This window comes from Pseudomonas fungipugnans, from assembly GCF_029955235.1.
Lineage (GTDB): Bacteria > Pseudomonadota > Gammaproteobacteria > Pseudomonadales > Pseudomonadaceae > Aquipseudomonas > Aquipseudomonas fungipugnans.
Genome location: NZ_JARBWL010000002.1, coordinates 178,668 through 198,355 on the forward strand (window position 1 = coordinate 178,668; position 19,688 = coordinate 198,355).

The 19,688-nt window shown below is 61.2% G+C and carries 15 protein-coding genes; 4 read left to right on the forward strand and 11 right to left on the reverse strand.

Annotation, left to right across the window (positions count from 1 at the left end):
• Window positions 1-53 precede the first annotated feature (53 nt).
• From POF45_RS15805 to hflK (POF45_RS15820), 4 genes are read right to left on the reverse strand one after another with little or no spacing between them, the layout of a single operon-like run.
• Window positions 54-1,964, reverse strand: a complete 1,911-nt coding sequence (locus POF45_RS15805) for a cation-translocating P-type ATPase (protein WP_259497753.1) — start codon at window positions 1,962-1,964, stop codon at window positions 54-56.
• Window positions 1,961-3,019, reverse strand: a complete 1,059-nt coding sequence (gene hflK / locus POF45_RS15810; RefSeq protein ID WP_259497754.1) for a protease modulator HflK — start codon at window positions 3,017-3,019, stop codon at window positions 1,961-1,963. The genes POF45_RS15805 and hflK (POF45_RS15810) overlap by 4 nt, the downstream gene beginning before the upstream one ends.
• Window positions 3,016-4,065 carry a protease modulator HflC gene (gene hflC / locus POF45_RS15815; RefSeq protein ID WP_282316106.1) on the reverse strand — a complete coding sequence of 350 codons (1,050 nt, stop codon included), beginning with the start codon at window positions 4,063-4,065 and terminating at the stop codon, window positions 3,016-3,018. The genes hflK (POF45_RS15810) and hflC overlap by 4 nt, the downstream gene beginning before the upstream one ends.
• The gene (gene hflK / locus POF45_RS15820; protein WP_282317434.1) at window positions 4,062-6,026 is read right to left on the reverse strand and encodes a protease modulator HflK; all 1,965 of its coding nucleotides are present in this window, start codon (window positions 6,024-6,026) and stop codon (window positions 4,062-4,064) included. Before hflK (POF45_RS15820) ends, hflC begins: the two co-directional genes overlap by 4 nt.
• Before the next feature lie 205 nt (window positions 6,027-6,231).
• Here hflK (POF45_RS15820) and lpdA point away from each other — a divergent pair, with 205 nt between their 5' ends.
• Window positions 6,232-7,632 (forward strand): dihydrolipoyl dehydrogenase, encoded by a 1,401-nt coding sequence (gene lpdA, locus POF45_RS15825; RefSeq protein WP_282316107.1) that lies wholly within the window; start codon window positions 6,232-6,234, stop codon window positions 7,630-7,632.
• 114 nt (window positions 7,633-7,746) lie between these two features.
• On the opposite strand, the gene POF45_RS15830 is transcribed toward lpdA, so the two are convergent.
• Window positions 7,747-8,220: an Lrp/AsnC family transcriptional regulator gene (locus POF45_RS15830; RefSeq protein ID WP_259497757.1), complete on the reverse strand. Its 474-nt coding sequence runs from the start codon at window positions 8,218-8,220 to the stop codon at window positions 7,747-7,749.
• 144 nt (window positions 8,221-8,364) lie between these two features.
• Here POF45_RS15830 and POF45_RS15835 point away from each other — a divergent pair, with 144 nt between their 5' ends.
• Window positions 8,365-8,994 (forward strand): LysE family translocator, encoded by a 630-nt coding sequence (locus POF45_RS15835; RefSeq protein WP_259497758.1) that lies wholly within the window; start codon window positions 8,365-8,367, stop codon window positions 8,992-8,994.
• 65 nt (window positions 8,995-9,059) lie between these two features.
• Here the strand turns inward: POF45_RS15835 and POF45_RS15840 are convergent, their stop codons facing one another.
• From POF45_RS15840 to POF45_RS15865, 6 genes are all read right to left on the reverse strand, one after another.
• Window positions 9,060-11,189 (reverse strand): hypothetical protein, encoded by a 2,130-nt coding sequence (locus POF45_RS15840; protein WP_282316108.1) that lies wholly within the window; start codon window positions 11,187-11,189, stop codon window positions 9,060-9,062.
• Window positions 11,176-12,369, reverse strand: coding sequence for a DUF3142 domain-containing protein (locus POF45_RS15845; protein WP_259497760.1), 1,194 nt, complete (start codon window positions 12,367-12,369; stop codon window positions 11,176-11,178). Before POF45_RS15845 ends, POF45_RS15840 begins: the two co-directional genes overlap by 14 nt.
• A 160-nt stretch (window positions 12,370-12,529) precedes the next feature.
• Window positions 12,530-13,369 carry a class I SAM-dependent methyltransferase gene (locus POF45_RS15850; RefSeq protein WP_259497761.1) on the reverse strand — a complete coding sequence of 280 codons (840 nt, stop codon included), beginning with the start codon at window positions 13,367-13,369 and terminating at the stop codon, window positions 12,530-12,532.
• Window positions 13,363-14,517, reverse strand: coding sequence for an acyltransferase family protein (locus tag POF45_RS15855; protein ID WP_259497762.1), 1,155 nt, complete (start codon window positions 14,515-14,517; stop codon window positions 13,363-13,365). Before POF45_RS15855 ends, POF45_RS15850 begins: the two co-directional genes overlap by 7 nt.
• Complete coding sequence (locus POF45_RS15860) at window positions 14,514-15,818, reverse strand: glycosyltransferase (RefSeq protein ID WP_282316109.1); 1,305 nt, start codon at window positions 15,816-15,818, stop codon at window positions 14,514-14,516. The genes POF45_RS15855 and POF45_RS15860 overlap by 4 nt, the downstream gene beginning before the upstream one ends.
• Window positions 15,812-17,377, reverse strand: coding sequence for a glycosyltransferase (locus POF45_RS15865; RefSeq protein WP_282316110.1), 1,566 nt, complete (start codon window positions 17,375-17,377; stop codon window positions 15,812-15,814). The genes POF45_RS15860 and POF45_RS15865 overlap by 7 nt, the downstream gene beginning before the upstream one ends.
• Window positions 17,378-17,803: 426 nt before the next feature.
• Here POF45_RS15865 and POF45_RS15870 point away from each other — a divergent pair, with 426 nt between their 5' ends.
• Together POF45_RS15870 and gmd are read left to right on the forward strand one after the other, a co-directional pair.
• Window positions 17,804-18,718: a GDP-mannose 4,6-dehydratase gene (locus tag POF45_RS15870; protein WP_259497765.1), complete on the forward strand. Its 915-nt coding sequence runs from the start codon at window positions 17,804-17,806 to the stop codon at window positions 18,716-18,718.
• Window positions 18,715-19,686, forward strand: a complete 972-nt coding sequence (gene gmd / locus POF45_RS15875) for a GDP-mannose 4,6-dehydratase (protein ID WP_259497766.1) — start codon at window positions 18,715-18,717, stop codon at window positions 19,684-19,686. The genes POF45_RS15870 and gmd overlap by 4 nt, the downstream gene beginning before the upstream one ends.
• The last annotated feature ends 2 nt before the right edge of the window (window positions 19,687-19,688 follow it).

A 19,688-nucleotide genomic window follows, 5' to 3' on the forward strand; every position in this document is an offset into this window, starting at 1 on the left:
CGCCCTCTTAACAGAGGACTGTCAACTGGGCGCACAGTTCTAATAGTTTTAACTCAGGTTTCTTCCTTCAATTTCAGCAGCGGCTCCTGAAACCGCAGCAAACGTCCGGCGTTACCCAGCACCAGCAACGTACTGAGGTTATGCAGCAGCGCGGCAATCATCGCCCCCGCCGCGCCGAGCCAGCCAAACGCGGCAAAGGCGACAATCGCCAGCGTCCAGCCCAGCCCGATGATCACATTCACCTGCAAGGTCTGCCGGCACTGGCGACTCAAGCGTACACACGTCCCGAGGCGGCGCAGATCACTGCCGATCAGCACGATGTCCGCCGACGCCAGGGCAATGTCCGCCCCGCCCGCGCCCATGGCCACGCCGACCACGCCGGCCTTCAAGGCCAGTGAATCGTTGATGCCGTCTCCCACCACCATCGGCCGGAAGCCGTTGCCGATTTCTGCCAGCACCCGGTTGAGTTTGTCTTCAGGCAAAGCCTGGGCTTCGACATCGCTGATGCCGACATCACGTGCCAACGTCTGCGCAACGCTTTGGCGATCACCCGTCAGCAACAGCTGGCGACCCAGACCCAGTTCGCGCAGTTCGCTCAAGGCAAATTGCGCTTCCGGTTTTACCGTGTCGGCCAGCAACAGCCAGGCGAGAAATTCGCCGTTGAGTGCCAGGCCGGCAATCGGGCCGTCGTGTTCCGGCACCGCGGATGTCTCGATGCCCAATTGCGCAAACAACTCCGGACGACCCAGCGCCGCTTCGCCCTGCTCCGTGTTCGCCACCACGCCCAGCCCCTGGCGTTCGTGGATATCCGTCAGCACCAGGAAATGCTCTTGAGTCACCAGCCCGGCCAAGGCACGGCTGACCGGGTGGCTGCTGGCCGAGCCCAGACTGGCGGCAAGTTTCAGAACGTGACTGCGATCCTGCAGCGGGCTGTCGATCGATTGCAGACGCAGGGTGCCAAAGGTCAGGGTGCCGGTCTTGTCGACCACCAGTGATGTCAGGTCGGCCAACTCTTCGAGGAACGCCGAGCTGCGAATCAGAATCCCGTGCCGCGCCGCCACGGCCACACCGGCAATGGCCGTGGCCGGTGCCGACAACACCAATGCACACGGACACGCCGCGACCAACACGGCAAGCATCGCCTGCGCGTCGTTGGTGACGAACCAGGTCACCGCCGCCAGCAACAACACCAACACCATGTAGCTGCCGGCATAACGCTCCAGCAAACGCGTGATCGGTGGCTTCGAGCGCTCGGCGCTTTGCATCAGTGCGATGACTTTACCGAGGGTCGACTCGTTGCCGGTGCGGGTCACTTCAATGCGTAGCAAGCCATCAAGGTTGATCGCCCCGCCAAATACCTGCATGCCCACCGCCACTTCCATCGGCACTGATTCACCGGTGATGGACGCGGTGTCGAGACTAGCCTGACCGGACAACACTCGACCATCCGCCGGTACGCGATCACCGGCACGCACCTCGACCAGATCACCCGCCTTGAGCGTGCCGTTGTCGACTTCAACGATGGCGCCATCCGCCTGCACCTTGCGCGCATGGCTGCGGGTCAGTTTGCCGAGGGCATGAATCGCCTCCTGGGAACCGATCACGCTGCGCTCTTCCAGCACATGGCCGAAGATCATGATGATCGGCAGCAAGGCGGCGGTCAGCAAATCCCCGGTGGCCCAGGCGCCGAGCATCGCCAGGGCGATCAGTTGATCGGTAATGCCGTGCAGGCTTGGGTAACGCAGGCTGTACCAGGCCGAACGCATCACCGGTACCGCCACCAATATGGAAGCAAATCCCAGCAACAATTGACTGACACCGGTCTGCTCCGGCGACAACCAGCGCCAGATCAGCCCCAGTCCGAGCAGGCCCAAGGCAAGCATGGCCAGGGTCAATTGGCGGGCGGCGCTGCGTTGTTCTGCCGAGGACAACATGCTCGGCGCAGCGGCAGTTTGAGCGGTCATTGTGCAGCTCCCTGAATGATCAGGCGGGAATCGTCTTTCGGATCGACCGTGGTCACCGACCCGGCTTGACCGAGAATTTTCGGCATGCGTTCGCGGTAGATCCGAAGCAACATTTGCGGGTCCGTACCTTGCTGTTGCGCCTTGGCCAGGCTCAATACAGTGGCGGTATCGGTCGAGGCTTTGGCCAGTCGTTCACTGGCTTGGGCATGAGCCACTTGCAGCGTACGATCCGCTTGTTCGTTGGCCGCCTGAGTGAGTTTCTCCGCATCAGTGCGGGCATTGGCCACGGCCTTGTCCGCTTGCTGACTGGCCGTCAAAACCGCGTTGAAGGCGTTGACCGCCGGGCCGGGCAAACTCGATTGCACGTCGACCCGCGCCACTTCGATCCCCAGCCCCTGCCCTGTTGCCGTCAGTTCGGCCAGGCGTTGATTGATGCCCTGCACCAGATCACCACGCAAGCGTTCGCGGCGTTCGGCGGCCTGGTTGTCGGCACCGATCAGCTCGGGTCGCGCCACCAGAATGGTGTCCAGATCTCGCGCGGCGGTGAGCGCCACGGCGCTGCGCGTCACCAGGCGATCCAGCGCCGGCAGCACGTGTTCACCTTGCAGTACGAACGCATAAGGCTCAGTGACTTTGTAGAACACCCGCACATCGAGTTGCACCACACCGGCATCACCGGTCAGCAAATAACCGGAACCTGCCAGCGCATCGCTGAGCGGGGTGGCAAAGGTTGCGACCCGATCGGCTTGAATGGCGACATCGCTGCGCAACAGATTTTCCACGCGGCGTTCGATCACCCGATCCGCCGCTGGCAGCAAGATCACCTGCTCAAACGGACGCGGCCAGGCCAACAACAGACCTGCATTCTGAATCCGATCCAGTGCACCGAAGTGCAAGACCACGGCGCGATTTTGCGGATCAATCTGCCGCACATTAGAGAATGCCCAAGCCAACGCGGCCAACACCGTCACTGCGTACAGCGCCAGAAAAGCCACTCGCCCGGCTTGAATCCAGGGGCTGCTCAATTCATTTGTTCCACGTGGAACCAAACTCATGGCTGCGTCCCGGACTTGATATCGAGGCTCGGCGGACCGTCAACCAACACCCGGAACGGGGCTGCATCGGTGCGCAAAATCAGCTTCGTTCCCGGTGAAACGATAGTGCCCAGCGTGTCGAGTGAACGCAGCAAGTTGTACAACTGCGGTGAACCGGCGTAAGCGCGACCGTAAATTTGCGCGGCTTCAACTCGCGATTGCGCTTCGATGTCCGCCGCTTTGACCGTGGCATCCGCTTGAACAATTCGCGCGTCACGCTCGGCTGCCGAACGAATCTGCGCCGCTTCTCGTTTACCGATGGCCGTGCGTTCGGTGGCGATTGTTTCACGCTCGGCGCGCATGCGATCGACCGTGGCCGTGAGCGTCACCGATGGCAAGGTCAGACGCTCGACACCGACTTGCAGCACGCGCACACCGTAAGTGGCCAGCAACTGCTGCTCGATCTGCTGACGCAGTTGCGCTTCGAAATCGGCGATGTGCACCTGATTGGCGTCGGTGTTGACCAGGTTCGCGAGGTCGAAACTGCTCGCGGTGGTTTCCAGCGCCGAGCCGACAAAGGTGCGAATCTGGCGTGCTGCTTCGTCTGGCTGGTTCTGCACGGCGCGCATAAAGCGTTGTACGTGATCCGGATCGCCTTGCACCTGCCACGCCACATAGGCCTGAACGATGATGCGCAGACCATCGCGAGTGCCCACATCCTGCAACCCGCTGGAGGTGGTGCGCAGGCGCAGATCAACCGGTATCGCCGCCTCGAACGGCGCCGGCCAGCGCCAACCCAGACCCGGTTCGAGCAGCACACGCGACGGATTACCGAAACGGGTAATCACCGTGGCCTCCCCCGAACGCACCTGCACCAGGCTCGCCGCCGCAATGGCGAACGCCACCAGCAACGCAGCCCAACCCATGCGCCGCCAAGGGAATGGGCCCGCCTCTTGCGGATCACCGTGATGATGGTGACCGTGGTGGTGATGGCCGGCATGGCCGTGGCCGCTATCGTGAGCATGATCGGCGTGGTCATCGTGATCGTGGGTATGGGACTGGCTCACTTGGCGGCTCCTGGCTGAGCGGTATTACGTGACGGCGCAGGGTCTGCCGGCAGCGTGAACGTACGCAGGTCTATGGTCGGCGCATTGCTGCTACCGCCCAGACGATGATCGATTACCAGCAGCTTGGCATTGGCCAGGCCCTGGCTGAGTTGACTGAGGTATTGCTCCAGCACGAAGGCTTGGCCGGCACTGGCGTAAGCCTTTTGTTCGGCGCTGAATTTCAGGTCGGCGGCTTTGGCAGTGGCGTTGATTTCGTGGGCGTTGGCGGTGGCCTGATCGCGCGCGATGCTGGCCTGCAACTGCGCCTGGTTGGTCGCCTCGGCCGCCGCACCGCGCTCGCGGGAAATCAGCGCCTGCGCGCCAATCTGCGCCGCTTGTACGGCGTGATAAGCGTTGGCGGCGCCAGCTGGCGGATGAATCGCCTCAACGACCGTCGCGAGAATTTCCACGCCGCTGTCGAGTTTTTTCAGGTCGTCCTGCACCGCACGGCCAATTTTTTCGCCCAGCCCTACCCGATCTTCACCGAGCAAACCGTCGAGGGTCCGCGTCGCGAAGTCGTGCACCAGAATCCGGCTGGCGGTGCTGCGAATGAGTGTGGGGACATCGGCACTGTTGTAGGTCGCGGCCAGCGCGTCCTTGTCACTCAAACCGATTTGATAGACGAAGCGCACGTCCATGTTGACGATCTGGAAGCTCTGCTTGTCAGCGCGGCTGCTGGCGATCACTTGGGATTTGTCGTTCACATGGCTGGCATCCCACAAGCGATTGGCAATCGCCGGGGCCGGGCCTTCGGCAGGTTCGGCTGTAACCGGGGCGCTTGCCTCGCCTACGCTGGTGGCCAACTCGTGGACCACGCCGTTCTCGACACTCCGCACCCGACCCAGAGGCCACGGCAAACCGGCGTGCAGACCAGGGCCAAAAACTTGCACCGGCTTGCCGAAACGCTCGTAGATACCGCGACCTTGCAAAGGGATTTCGTGAATGCCGGTGAGCGCCCAACCGACGATCGCCACGACCGCCAGCACCGGCAGAAACGCCCGGCGCATATAAGTGAAGGCCCAGATTTGTCGCAGGTCGATACCGAAGCGGTTATGTAATTCATGCTGCAAGGCGAGCAGCGGCTGTGGCGGCCAGCGCAACATGTCGGCGACAAAACTGCGCGCCAACAACGGTGGCTCAAGCAGTTCACGCTGTGGACTGAACAGCGATAACAGTGCACGCAGCAGCAACTCGGCGGCCACCAGCCCCGGTAGCAAACCGATCAACACGGCCAGACGCACCGGCCAGACAGACGCTTCGCTGCCGAAAAGCAGGCACAACGCGCCAAGCACCAGGCAGATGATCGCAACGCGCGTCAGCTGCGCCAATGACGTGGCTTCAGGCCATTGGGCGGCGGATTCCTGAGCGAGCTGACGCTCCAGCACCAGCAAACCGAACGCCAACAGCAAGGACAGTGCCGCACCCACACTGGCCGACAAGCCCAACGCAGCGGGCGGCAAGTCGAGGTTCCAGACCTCGTTGATGCTGTACAGCGTCAACAGCGCCCAACCCGCCAGCCAGAGCGTCGGCGCGCCGATCTGCCCGAGCAACCGGGTGCCGCGCTGGCCCATTCGGGCGAGCTGTTTTTCGTACCAGCCAAGCGGTGCTTCGGGCTCAGCCTCGACCGGCAACAGCTCGCCAACGTCCGGCTGCATCGCCTGGCTGCGCCATTGACTGACCCACCACGCCGATTGCAACCCGGCTATCAGCACCAGCAGACCGGCGCTTTGATTGACCAGCAGCGGGGCCCACAGCGAGTGCGCCGCAAATAACGCAACAACGGACGCCGTCAACAGCCCCACTGCCGCCAGGGCGCTGAGGCCGATGGCGAGCAAGCGCAATCGGCGCCCCTGAAAAACCGCCTGCTGAAAGCGCAGCAGCCCGGCTACTTGCGTTCCATCGACTTCGAGATCGACTTGCATACCACCCCAGTGTTTATCATTACTCACGATACAACTCGTTACGATATAACGAGAGCGGTGAAATTTTTGTACTAAATCTTTGTATCAGTGACGCTCAACCTCAAGCCTTGACCGAAATGCCCTGAAACGCACATATTACGCTCATAATTTTTCATCAGGACTACGTTTACCCCTCCCCGGTCTCATTCAATTCAGGAGTACATCCATGAGCACTTATGACGTCGTGATTCTGGGCGGCGGCCCCGGCGGCTACAACGCGGCGATCCGCGCTGGCCAGCTGGGCCTGAAGGCCGCGTGCGTCGAAGGGCGTGCCACGTTGGGCGGCACCTGCCTGAATGTCGGCTGCATGCCGTCCAAGGCTCTGCTGCACGCCTCCGAACTCTATGAGGCGGCCATGGGTGCGGAGTTCGCCAACCTGGGCATCGAGGTCCAACCGACACTCAATCTCGCCCAGATGATGAAACAGAAAGACGAAAGCGTGACCGGGCTGACCAAAGGCATCGAGTTTCTGTTTCGCAAGCACAAGGTCGACTGGATCAAGGGCTGGGGCCACATCGACGGCCCGGGCAAAGTCAGTGTCACCGACAGCCTGGGGACCAAAACCGAGCTGAGCGCCAAAGACATCATCATCGCTACCGGGTCGGAGCCCACTCCCCTGCCCGGCGTGGAGATCGATAACAAGCGCATCCTCGACTCGACGGGTGCGTTGTCCCTGAGTGAGGTGCCCAAGCATCTGGTGGTGATCGGTGCCGGCGTAATCGGCCTGGAACTGGGCTCGGTCTGGCGGCGTCTCGGGGCTCAGGTGACGGTGGTCGAGTTTCTCGACCGGATCTGCCCTGGTGTCGACGGTGAAGCCGGAAAAACCCTGCAACGTTCGCTGAGCAAGCAAGGCATCAGCTTCAAGTTGAGTTCGAAAGTCACCAGCGCCACCACCTCGGCGAACGGCGTGCAACTGAGCGTCGAACCGGCTGCCGGTGGCACCGCCGAGTTGCTGGAAGCCGATTATGTGCTGGTGGCCATCGGTCGCCGTCCGTATACCCAAGGCCTGGGCCTGGAAAACGTGGGGCTGACCACGGACAAGCGCGGCATGCTCGCCAACAAGGGCCATCGCACCGAAGCGGCCGGGGTCTGGGTGATCGGCGACGTCACGTCCGGGCCGATGCTCGCACACAAGGCCGAAGACGAAGCCATGGCCTGCATCGAACAGATTGTCGGCAAGGCTGGCGAAGTGAATTACAACCTGATCCCCAACGTGATCTACACCCGGCCGGAGCTGGCCAGCGTCGGCAAGACCGAAGAACAGCTCAAGGCTGAGGGCCGCACGTACAAGGTCGGCAAATTCCCGTTCACCGCCAACAGCCGGGCGAAGATCAATCACGAAACCGAAGGTTTTGCCAAAGTGCTGGCCGATGAACGCACCGACGAAATTCTCGGCGTGCATCTGGTCGGGCCGTGCGTCAGTGAAATGATTGGCGAGTATTGCGTGGCGATGGAATTCAGCGCGTCTGCCGAAGACATTGCCCTGACTTGCCATCCACACCCGACCCGGTCCGAGGCGTTGCGCCAAGCGGCGATGAACGTGGAGGGAATGGCGACGCAGATGTAAGGCCTGAGGGATTTGCGGTGATTGATCTATCGCCTTCGCGAGCAGGCTCGCTCCCACATTTGAAATGCATTTCCCTGTGGGAGCGAGCCTGCTCGCGAAGAACGATAACGCGGTCTACAGCGGTAAATGCCCCAACGGCAACACCCCTGGGGTCTTCACTGTATGAATCGCAAAGTTGCTGCGGATATCACTCACCCCCGGCAGCTTCAGCAATTGTCCGGTGAGAAAGTGGTCATAGGCGCGCAAGTCCGGCACCACCACTTGCAGCAGGAAATCCGATTCCCCTGACACCAGAAACGCCGAAATCACCTCGGGCAACGCCGTCACCGCCAGACGAAACGCCTCGGCCCGTTCATCGTTGTGGCGCTCGACCTTGACCCCGACAAACACCGTCAGCCCCAGTCCCACTTCGTCTCGGTCCAGGTTGGCCTGATAACCGCGAATCACCCCCGCCTCCTCCAGCATCCGCACCCGGCGCAGACACGGTGATGCGGACAAGCCGATTTCGTCCGCGAGCTGCACATTACTCAGGCGACCATCCCGTTGTAGGGCGGCGAGAATCTTGCGGTCGTAGGCGTCGAGTTTCATGGTTTGGCAGATTCCGATGGCGATAACGGGAAAACGTAGCAGCTTATGCCAACTTGCGCGATGTCATACGCCAACTACGCAAGCACCTGCCCTCCCCTTCAGACCTAGACTGCAACAACCAAATCGACAACGAACGGGTGCAACATGGCTGGACTCTGGCTGTTTTTCATGGCGCTGGCGGTGGTTTATCTGCTGCCGGGCCCGGACATGATCCTGCTGCTGCAAACTGGCGCCAGACAAGGCAAAGGCGCGGCGCTGGCCACAGCGGTGGGGCTGGGCGTTGCCCGGGGCTGCCACGTAGCCCTCGCCGCATTGGGGTTGGCGGCATTGTTCAAGGCAGCGCCCTGGACTTTCGATGTGGTGCGACTGGCGGGTGCCGCTTACCTGCTGTGGATTGGCGTGCAGTGCCTGCGCACCACGATGCTGCCAAACCTCAACGGCAGCGATGCAACCCTGGCCAAACCACGCTGGCGAGCGTCGGCTCGACGGGGTTTGCTGACCAACCTGCTCAACCCCAAGGCGCTGCTGTTCTGCTCGGTGCTGTTGCCGCAATTCATTGACCCGCAGGCCGGGCCGGTACTCACACAGTTTGCGACGCTGGGCGTTTTGCTAGTGGTGGTCGGTCTGCTGTTCGACAGCGCCTACGCACTGGTCGGCGCCGCACTGGGCCGTTGGTTGCAACGCAGTCCCTCGGCCCAGCGGGTACAGCAATGGCTGTTCGGCAGCCTGTTGATCGGCTTCGCGTTGCGGCTGACGTTTGTGCAGCAGGCATGAGTTATATCAGGCGAAAGAAGAACCTGTGGGAGCGAGCTTGCTCGCTCCCACAGGGTTTCAGGTACTCAGGTCTTGCGGCGGCGCCGGTTGATCAGCAGCAAGGCTGCGGCCACTACAACCACCACACCGCCAATCTGCAATGCGCGTTTGTAGGGGCGTAATGCCGACCGCACGCTGTCCACCGCCTGGGTCACGTAGCGCTTGTCGGCGTTGGGGAAGTCCGGATCCTGGCATTGATGCCCGAAGTCACCGGCCCAGACCACATACGGACCCTGTTCGACATAACGACGATAGAACCCGCTCTGTTCTTCCAGGCTGGTGCCCCAGGTGGAAGCCTTGCACAGCACGGCAGCAAACGCCTGACTGCTGCGGGGCAAATGATCCGCAGCCTTGCTCGCCAGGCTCGTGGCGATGTAACGGTAATGGAAACGCTCATCCGGCTGCGCCACGGTGGCCTGCTGACGCTGCACTTCGCCCTCGGCCATCAAGGGTCCGACCTTCAACTCCGGCGTTTCCAGGCTGTAGTTACCGCCAAACGTCGCGTAATCCGGGGACATCTCGTAGCCCAACAACTCCATCCCGTCATGGCGGGCCAACGCGGCGGCCTGGTAATAGGCAAACGCCCGGTTGGTCGGCCACCAGTTGGATTCGGCGTCGTGGCGCATCTGCCCATAAAACCGGGCCTTGTTTTGCAGATCTTCATTATCGAAATACGCCGGCGCCTCGTCATAACGCCCTTCGCGCAGCAAACGCCGACCGAGCAGGTCACGCAGGCTCGCGGCGACCGGCAGTGGGACGTAATTGTCGCGCTGCTGCTGAGTCAGCGGCGGCGGTGCCGGCACTTGTGTATCGACGTAGTGCTTGAGTTCATCGAGTGTCAGTACCCGTTCAGCAACGGTCGCGGCGTCCAGCCAGTAGACGCCTTTGCTGCGATACAGCTGATCGAAGGCTTGCAGGTAATCGCCGCGTTGCAGGGCCAGGATCGCGCTCTCGCCCTCGACCCGGCACTTGGGCTGCAAGGTTTCGAAGTCCCAGTCCTGAGTCCGGCGTTCACCCCATGATTCGTTCTGCGGGAACGCCTGCGCCGCTTTCGCATACGCGGCCGCGGCGGCTGTTTTATCGCCCTCGCGCAGTGCCAGTTTGGCCCGCAGCCACCAGGCCAGGCCGCCGTCGCCGGCATGTTCGAGGAATGTCTTGGCGCTGGCGTAATCGCCCTGTTGATAATTCACCGCGGCCAGTCGATCAGCGTTTTCCAGAGTGCCCTGGGTGCTGCTTTGCAGCGCTTTGAGCAGTTTCTGTTCGTTGGGCGGTTGTTCAGTGAATAACCAACCCTGACGACTGATCAACGAGGCCGTGACCAGTTGCTGTACCGCGTGGCCCTTGAGCAATATGGCCAGTTGATCTTCCGGCAGCGCCGCCAATTCACCCATCAATTGCTTGAGCGAGGAATAACCCACCGCCGAGCCATGCAGATTCTGCGTGGCATACAGTTCAATGGCGCGGTTCCAGTCACCCGCCGTGCGAACCACGCGCGCCTCTTCACCGAGGCTGGCGATGCCCAGTTCGAGCGGGTCGCTGAAGCCGTCGATGGCCAGTTGGCGCGTCTGCTCAAAGGCTTTTTGCGCCTGGGCCAGCTGATCAGGCCCGGCACCGGCTTCGGCGCTCATGGCAAACAGCGCCCGGCCCAGGGAATAAGCCGCCCAGGTACTGCGCGACGCTCGTTGCTGCGCCGGTAACGCCAGCACCTTGCGGAAATATTCGACGGCCAGGCCGTGATCCTCGGCAGCGAATGCCGCCGCACCGGCCAGATACAAGCTGAGTTCGGCAGGCAGGCTCGCGCCCTGCTCTTCTACCTGATGGGCATCGGTCAGGGTTCGCAATTGCTTCACCAACGCCTGCTGCTCAGCCGTTAAACCAGCTTGCTCGACCAGATCTCGCTGGGCGCTGTAGTCCGGCGCATCGTCGTAGCCTCCACCCGGGACGTTAGTGGCCGCCGTGGCGTTCTTGAGTCCGGCAATGGCATGCCCGAGGCGATTGATCTCGAAGTTGAAATTACCCTCCGGCAACTCCGCCAGTGATTGACCCCGGTTGTCCAGCAGGCGCATGGGGAAGTCCGGCCCGCAGGCCATTGCCGAACCCAGCGGCAGGCTGAGGCTCAGGCAGAGCAGGTGGCGGGGCCAGTTACGGGTCAACATGCGAAGCTCCTTGGTCAATTTTTGCACAGCGTGCCCAACCGATGGCCCGCTGCCCGCCAGCCGCCATGCGGCCTTCTCGCAGTCGAGTGAAGGTAAGCAGATCCGGGCTTTGTTGCAACGCGTAACCGGCCAGCGCATCGGCGCCATCGCAGCCTTGCACTGGCAGAGTCAGGCGCTCGGGCCAAGCGCTGTCGAGGTTGCCCTGATTGCTGAGGCTGATGTCATAGAGGCCATTATCTTCGGAGAGTTGCAGGCTCAAGCGACTATTTAGTGCGTCGCCACGAGCGACAGCGCGCAATGTCGTCAGGCTCCAGGCACGCCGGTCGTTTGGCAGGGGCAGGCGGAACCAGATCAATCCCGCGAGATGGGCCGGTGGATGCTGGCGCAATTCGCCAGCAAGGGCGCTTAATTGCTGTGGATCAGCGAGCAATTCCCGGCGTTCACCGCCCTGCTCGATCGGCACTTCGCTTTCCACCCGCGGTGCACCCTCGGTGCTCGACAACAGCGCCACACCATAGGCAGGCAAAGCCAGATAAAACGGCTTGTCCGTAACGCGACTCCAGGCCCTGGCCCATTTTTTTGCCTGATCGGGGTCGAACAAGCCAAGACGCGGATCGCTCACCGCATGCACCTGCAACACGCTGCTGTCGACGGTAGCCAGCAACGCCGGCAATTCGGGGCTGTCGAGCCAGGCCGGCAATGCAGTGATGCTCAGCGGCAAGGACGCCGGCAGCGCGGCGCGCAGGTGACCGAGAAACTCCCGATAGGCCGGCAATCTGGCGTTGCCCGCATCATGGTCGATTTCCACGCCGGCCAGGGTCAGCCCCTGCCTTTGCCAATCGCCCAGCACTTGCTGGACCTGCGCAATGACCGCGTCCTGATCCAGGGTCTTGAGCTGACCATCGAGGCGAATCACCGCAATCAGTGGCCGACCATCGCGCTTGAGCAACACCGGGTCGATCAACGCACGGCGCCAGCCATCCTGTGGAAAAGCCTGGAGCGCCAGCACGCGCAAGGTCGAGAAATCCGCACGGCTGTCATGCAATGCGGCCTCGTGGGCCGGGGTCCACTGGCGTTGCCAGATATAGAGTTGTTGATCGAGGGGCGGCGTGGGACGTTGTTCACAGCCGTTGAGCAATAGAGCGGCGAACAACAGTGACAGCCGAATGAAAAACACCATGAAATCCTTGAGCCGTGATAACGCAAACCCTAGCGTACACAAAACCCTGTGGGAGCGAGCCTGCTCGCGAGGGCGGTGTGTCAGCCGGCATCAATGTTGGATGGAAAACCGGCTTCGCGAGCAGGCTCGCTCCCACAGTGATGGTGGTGTCAGCCAGGGATTATTCGGCCAGCGGTTTGCGCGCAATGATCACCTGACTCTTGGCCACCACCGCATCCAGTGCGCTTTTGATCTGCGCGCCGCGTGGCGAATCCAGGACCTTCTGCCAGGTTTCAGCCCAGCTATTGAGCATCGGATGATCGGCGTTGCCGAGATCGACCCCGGACTCCCAGAACAGCAGCATCCACATCGACCAGTAGAACCCGTACTGACTATGACTGAGCACTTCCAGGCCGGCGTCGCTGACCATCGCCTTGAACTGCTCTTCGGTGATGATGCGAATGTGGTTAGGCTTCTCGAAGTACTCCGGCGCGGCGATGCCCTTTTGCAGATTTTCCGAGCTGGGGTGCGGCACGCTGAGCAAATACAACGCGCCAGGCTTGCCGACGCGCGCCAGCTCGGCGAGAAATTGCGCCGGATCGTCGACATGCTCAATCACCTCGGTGGACACCACCCGTGTAGCGGTGCCATCAGCGATCGGCAATGGATTGCAGTCGGTGACATGGCATTCGATGTCCCGAGCCGGCGTATCGCCCAGGCGCTGGCGGGTCGATTCGACCTTGGCCGCGTCGATGTCGGCAATGACGATCTTCGCCCCGCGCATACCGCAGAAATGCACGTTGCCTCCGTCGCCACATCCCACGTCCAGCACCGTGTCTTCAGGGCTGATCAGAAACCCCGGAAACAGCTCGTTGGTTTGCTGGTTGAACCAGCCGCTGAGCGTCGCGTCGAACAAGCCGAGCTGGAACGGATCAACCTTGTCGACCACAGCAACCTCTGGTGTCACCGGCTGTGCGGGCGCGGGCGTGCCCGCCGTGAGTTTCTTCAAAAGGCTCAGCATGAGGTGGCTCCAGAGGATGAGACGGCGGCGCGAGACGTGCCCAGGCGTTTGACCAGGGCGGCGCCACGGTTGCGCATGGGCATTTCGACAAAGCGGTAGTTAAGCTCGCTCAACAGCACAATCAACGCGCCCGCCAGCAGCAGGGTCAGGATCGGGTGACCAGCCGGGTTGGGCAGTTGGGCGGCCTGCAAGCGAAAGGTAAACTCGCGCACCAGCAGATAGGCCGGGATGTGAATCAGATAAATACCGTAGGAGCGGCTGCCGACCCAGCTCATCAGGCTTTTCAGCCGCCCTGCCGGCAGCAGGTAATCACGGTTGTAAGACGCCAGCCAGACCAGCACCGCACTGAGTACGGCAATCGCGCCAATACGGTAGTTGGTGAAGGTGAAACGATCAGTGGCCATCACACTTAGCGCCAGTGCCAACACCAGCAGAACCGAAATGCCCGCCCAGGGCCGGCGTAAAAAGGTCGGCTCCCAGCGCACGTAGGATGGCTGCGCACTCCACATCGCCAGCAAGATACCCAGGGCCAGCGCGTCGGTGCGCACCACCATCAGGATCGGCGTGCGCAACGTGAATAGCTGCACTGCCACCAACGCCACCAACGCCCAGACCAGATGCTTGCGGCAAACCAGTATCAGCAGCGGAAACAGCAGGTAGAACTGCTCCTCCAGCGACAGGCTCCAGTAGACGAAACTGGTCCCGTATTCGTAGTTGTAGAAACTGTCGGCAAAGCGAAAATTGGCATATTGCGCCACGCCTGCCAGGGTCGCCTGCCAGTTGGCGTGCAACGTACCGAACGCCCCCGAGCGGTTGATAAACACGCAGGCGAGCAGCATCAGCGCCAGCCATAACCACGCCGACGGCAGCAAACGAAAGACCCGCCTCAGCCAGAAGTTGCGGGTCTGCTGCCAGTATTGCTGACGGGTGCTGCACCCTTGCAACGCCGGTATCAGACTGCGGGCAATGACAAACCCGGAGATGGCGAAAAACAGATCGACCCCCCACCAGGGTTGTCCCCAGCCGTGGATTTTTTCCAGCAACGGTACGGTATCGGTGAACAGGCTGCCTTGCAGGTGATGGAACAGCACGCCCAGCACCGCAATGCCGCGCAGCAGCTCGATGTCCATGATTCGTTTAGTGCTCATACCTGGGGAGATTCCAAGGCTGGCTCGACGCTGGTTTCGAACAGCTGGGCGAAAAATACCTTCAAGCGCTGTTCGGTTGTGGCCTGACTGCAGAACCTTTCAAGACTCGCCACCGCGTGGGCGGACATCTGCGCATAGCGCTGAGGATCATCTTTCGCCACCTCGTAGCTGGAGCGATAGGCCGCGCATAGCGACGTCCAGTTGGTGACGTAACGCAAGGTGCGGAAGGCCTTGCGTGGGTCGTGGGGCCAGGCGGTCAGTTCGTCTGTGGTGTCGATAATGAACGCGTTGTCGTCGTCCAGATAATCGATCATCGCCGTGGTGCGCGGCGCCACCGCCGGTTTGCCGCAGGACATGAACTCCATCAGCGGCAGGCATTGGCCTTCACCGTAGGCGGTGTTCACCACGTAACGGGTGGCTTGCACCAGACGCTCGTAATCCGCATCCGCCAAATAGCCGTAAATCAGTACGATGCGGCAGCGGTAGGACTGGTTTTTGTACAGGTGATGAAGAATATCGGTCAGGGCTTCTTCGGCATCGTGGTGCGTCAGCTTGAACACCAGCGTGGCGTCTTCGACGTCGCGAAACGTCACGCAGAACGCGCTGAGCATGTCTTCCCAGTTCTTGCGCCCGTCGCTGGGGTTGAACACCGAGGTGTAGATCACGCCGTCGAGCACCAACTCATGTTCGCTGGGCGGGGCTTCGAAATCGATGCCGCCCTCGGTGCGCAGATGCGCAGGGCCGAACGCCTGGAGGTCGAGCTGACGACTGTCCGCCAGCACGCCCTTGATCTTCAATTTCACCTGGTTGGCCAGCGGCTGGCGCTGCAACTGCGCGCCACGGGCGGCGAAGCGGTCCCACACCGGTGCCGGCACTGCGACAATCGGGTAGTCCGCGCCCATGGCCTCGCGCACGGCGTTGACGGTGTAGCTGGAATGAGTGATCGCCGCACCCGATGCACGCAATACGGTCCGCCAGTCATTGCGTGGCTCGCCGGCAAATGGCTCGTTGGGGATGGTGCTGAATTCCCAGGCAAACACCGGCAGGGTCGGGCAGGAAAAATGCACAGGGGTGTGATGGGGCGGCGAGAACGACAGGAACACACAGTCTTCGCCACGGGACAGGCAATCCTGGTACAGGGCATCCACTTCAGTCTGCGGATCACTGACTTCCATCACCCGTCCCAGCCGCTCCAGCACCGGCCGGTATTCCTTGAGCACGAAGTAATAGCTGTACTCCGAACGCCCGAGATTCTGCGCGATGTTGCGCTGGTTGGTTTGCGAATGAACGATGATCAGCATGAGGCGTTATCCGTCACGGCGACAGGCATCGGGGCCTGTGGCGCCAGCCCGAAAAAGTCCGACAACCGTTGTTGCACCGGGGCGAACGCGCAGTAGTCGTGCATGCGCTCGATGGCGGCGCGGGACATACGTTGATAGTCCTGCGGTCGCTCCTTGGCCATGCGGTAACTGTTTTCGTAAGCGGCTTTCAATGAGCCCCAGTCCGGGCGATAACGCAGGGTGCGGTAGATGATGCGGGTGTCCTGAGGCCAGATGGTCAGCTCTTCGCTGGACTTGACCACGAACGCTACGTCCTCGTCGATATAGTCTTCCATCGCCGTGTGATTCGGCGCGATCACCGGTTTGCCGCTGGCCATGAACTCCATCAATGGCAGGCACAGGCCCTCGCAACGGGACGCGTTGACGTAAAAGCTGGCGGCTTCGTAGAGCCGGGCGTATTGCGGGTCGTCGAGATAGCCGTGCATCACTACCACGCGACAGGCGAACGGCGACAGCTGCGCCAGCAAGGTCATCAATTCGGTGTAGTAGGAGGACAGATCGCTCTGGGTAATCTTCAGTATCAGCGTGGCGTCGGCGGTTTCGCGAAAGGCCCAGCAGAAAGCGCTGATCAGTCGATGCCAGTTCTTGCGACCATCAAGGGGGTTGAACACGGTGACGTAGACCACGCCGTCAACCTGTGTTTCCACCCGGGCTGTAGTGTCCGGCAGATCCAGCGGCACGGGTTCGGGCACTACCACCGGCAACGGGCTGGCGATGGCTGGCAGGTAACCGGCCAATCGCTCACGAGCCGCCTCTGAAAACAGATCGTGAACCCCTTCCCAATACCACAGCTTCAAAAAATGCGTGCGATGCACCGGCTCCGGTTGCGTCTTGCCCAGATCCAGCGCCCACATCCGCAGGTAATGCCTGGCAATCACGAAGCGGCGTTTGAGTGTCAGCGGTGGCGGGCGCAGCGCCTCGATCTCGGCCAGTTGCTCGGCCATCAGCGGCTTGGGCAGCAAGTCATCGGCAGATAGCCCGAGCAGGCGGCTGTCGAAAATGCAGCCCTTGATGTCCAGGGTCGAGCCCGGATTGATCGGGGCGCTGGTGTGGCGGCTACGAATGTCGGCGAAGTTTTCCCACAACGGAGTGGGCAATACCAACACCGGAAATGCTTCGCCCATGGCCCGGCGAATCGCTCGGGCAGTGTGGCTGGAAAGCGTGATGACACGCCCTTGGCGCGCCAGCATTTGTGTCCAGTCTTGCCTCGGGTCGTCGTCACGCTGTTCGTTGGGGATTGAATCAAACTCCCACGCCACCACGCAGATCGTCGGGCACTCAAGATCATCGGGGGTTTTCTGCGGCGGCGTGAAGGACAGGAACAGGCAGTCTTCGCCAGCGGCGTGCAATTGCCGATAAAGAGGATCAACCTCGGCGGTAGCAGCCACCACATGCACCCGCCCAAGGCTTTCAAGCACCGGGCGATAGGCCTTGAGCACGAAGTAATAGCTGTATTCCGGGCGGCCAAGGCTCTGGCTGATGGAGCTGTCGTTAACGTCCGAGTAAAGAATGAAATTCATGGCATCCCACGATGAAACCACCGTCCCGGCGGCTCCACTCTATGACGGCAAAGCCATGGTTCGAGTCGACGTCTGTCGTGCTCCTCCATCGTCTTCTTGCCCGTCTACGTTCTTGTTTTAATGGTCAGTTTCGCGGGGTTACAAAACACCCCGGCCGAACCCTGGGTAATCGTGACGAGGGGCATTCTAAACACATCCGTCGAGGATTCGTGAACCGCCCGGCGAGAATAAATCAAGCTAAGCTGACGAGAACTGACCGGTCACGGTGGGACCTGTTGAAATTGCTGCGCAATTGGCACAGATTGGCAACCAAATAACTACAACAACGACTTCGCCTGCTTTCCTGCTGATAATTAATCGGTCTGACAGACACGCTCGAAAAGCCTGTGGGGAAATGGCAGAAGTTTATGACCAAGGGGCTGCTGTTTGAAAAAGCGTCTGTTCGTTACGGGTCTTAGTGGATTCGTAGGACAACACCTCCAATCCCGTCTGAATGCTGATGCTTCGGAATGGGAGCTGCTGCCTGTCGCCTCTCGTTACGATCTCGCCCTGCCGGACAGCCTTGAAGGCCTGTGGCCCGAAATGCCTGACGCGGTGATTCACCTGGCCGGCCAGACCTTCGTGCCCGAAGCGTTCCGCGACCCTGCACGCACCCTGAACATCAACCTGCTCGGCACCCTGAATTTGCTTCAGTCCCTCAAGGCCCGCGGCTTCACCGGCACTTTTTTGTATGTCAGTTCCGGCGACGTCTACGGCCAGGTCACCGAAGCCGATCTGCCCATTACCGAACTGCAACCGCCCTGCCCGCGCAATCCGTATGCCGTGAGCAAGCTGTCGGCAGAATTCCTCAGCCTGCAATGGGGCCTGAGCGAGGGCTGGCCAGTATTGGTTGCCCGACCGTTCAATCATATCGGCACCGGGCAAAAAGACAGCTTCGTGATCGCCAGCGCCGCGCGCCAGATCAACCGCATCAAGCAAGGCCTGCAAGCACCACGACTGGAAGTCGGCGACATTGATGTCAGCCGCGATTTCCTTGATGTGGGCGACGTGGTTTCGGCCTATCTGGCGCTGCTGGAAAAAGGCACGCCCGGGCAGGTTTACAACATTTGCTCGGGGCACGAGCAAACGATCCGCAGTCTGATTGAACAACTGGGGGACCTCGCCCAGGTCGACATGCAATTGATTCAGGATCCGGCGCGACTTCGTCGTGCGGATCAGCGTCGCGTTTGTGGCAGTCACGAAAGGCTTGCCCAGACCACAGGATGGACGCCTGAAATCACAACACAACAATCCCTGCGGGCGATCCTGTCCGACTGGGAGACTCGAGTACGACAAGAATGACAAAAAGTGCATTGATCACAGGGATCACCGGCCAGGACGGCGCTTATCTGGCCAAACTGCTGCTCGACAAGGGTTATAAGGTCCACGGTCTGGTGGCGCGCCGCAGCAGCGATTCACGCTGGCGCCTGCGTGAGATGGGGGTCGAGGCCGATATCGTCTACCTGGACGGCGACATGGCCGATGCCTGTTCGGTGCAGCGCGCGGTGATCAAGTCGGCGCCGGACGAGGTCTACAACCTGGCGGCACAGAGCTTTGTCGCCGCCTCCTGGGATCAACCGGTGACCACCGGCATCGTCGACGGCCTGGGCGTGACCCACTTGCTCGAAGCGATCCGCCAATTCAGCCCGCACACCCGCTTTTATCAAGCGTCCACCAGTGAAATGTTTGGCCTGATTCAAGCCGAGCGACAAGACGAGAACACGCCGTTTTACCCGCGCAGCCCCTACGGCGTGGCCAAGCTCTACGGTCACTGGATCACCGTGAACTACCGTGAGAGCTTCAACCTGCACGCCAGCAGCGGGATTCTGTTCAACCATGAATCGCCACTGCGCGGCATCGAGTTCGTGACCCGCAAGGTCACCGACGCTGCCGCGCGGATCAAACAGGGCAAACAACAGGAGCTGCGCCTGGGCAACATCGATGCCAAGCGCGACTGGGGGTTTGCCGGCGACTACGTCGAAGCCATGTGGCTGATGCTGCAACAGGACAAGCCTGATGACTTTGTGGTCGCCACTGGCGTGACCACCACCGTGCGCGAGATGTGCCGGATCGCCTTCGAACACGTTGACCTGAACTACCGCGACTTCGTGAAGATCGACCCGGCGTTTTTCCGCCCGGCCGAAGTCGAGGTGCTGCTTGGCAACCCGGCCAAGGCTCGGCGTGTGCTGGGCTGGAAGCCGAAAACCGATCTGGATACCTTGATCCGCATGATGATGGACGCGGACATGAAACGCGTCGCCAAGGAGTAGGT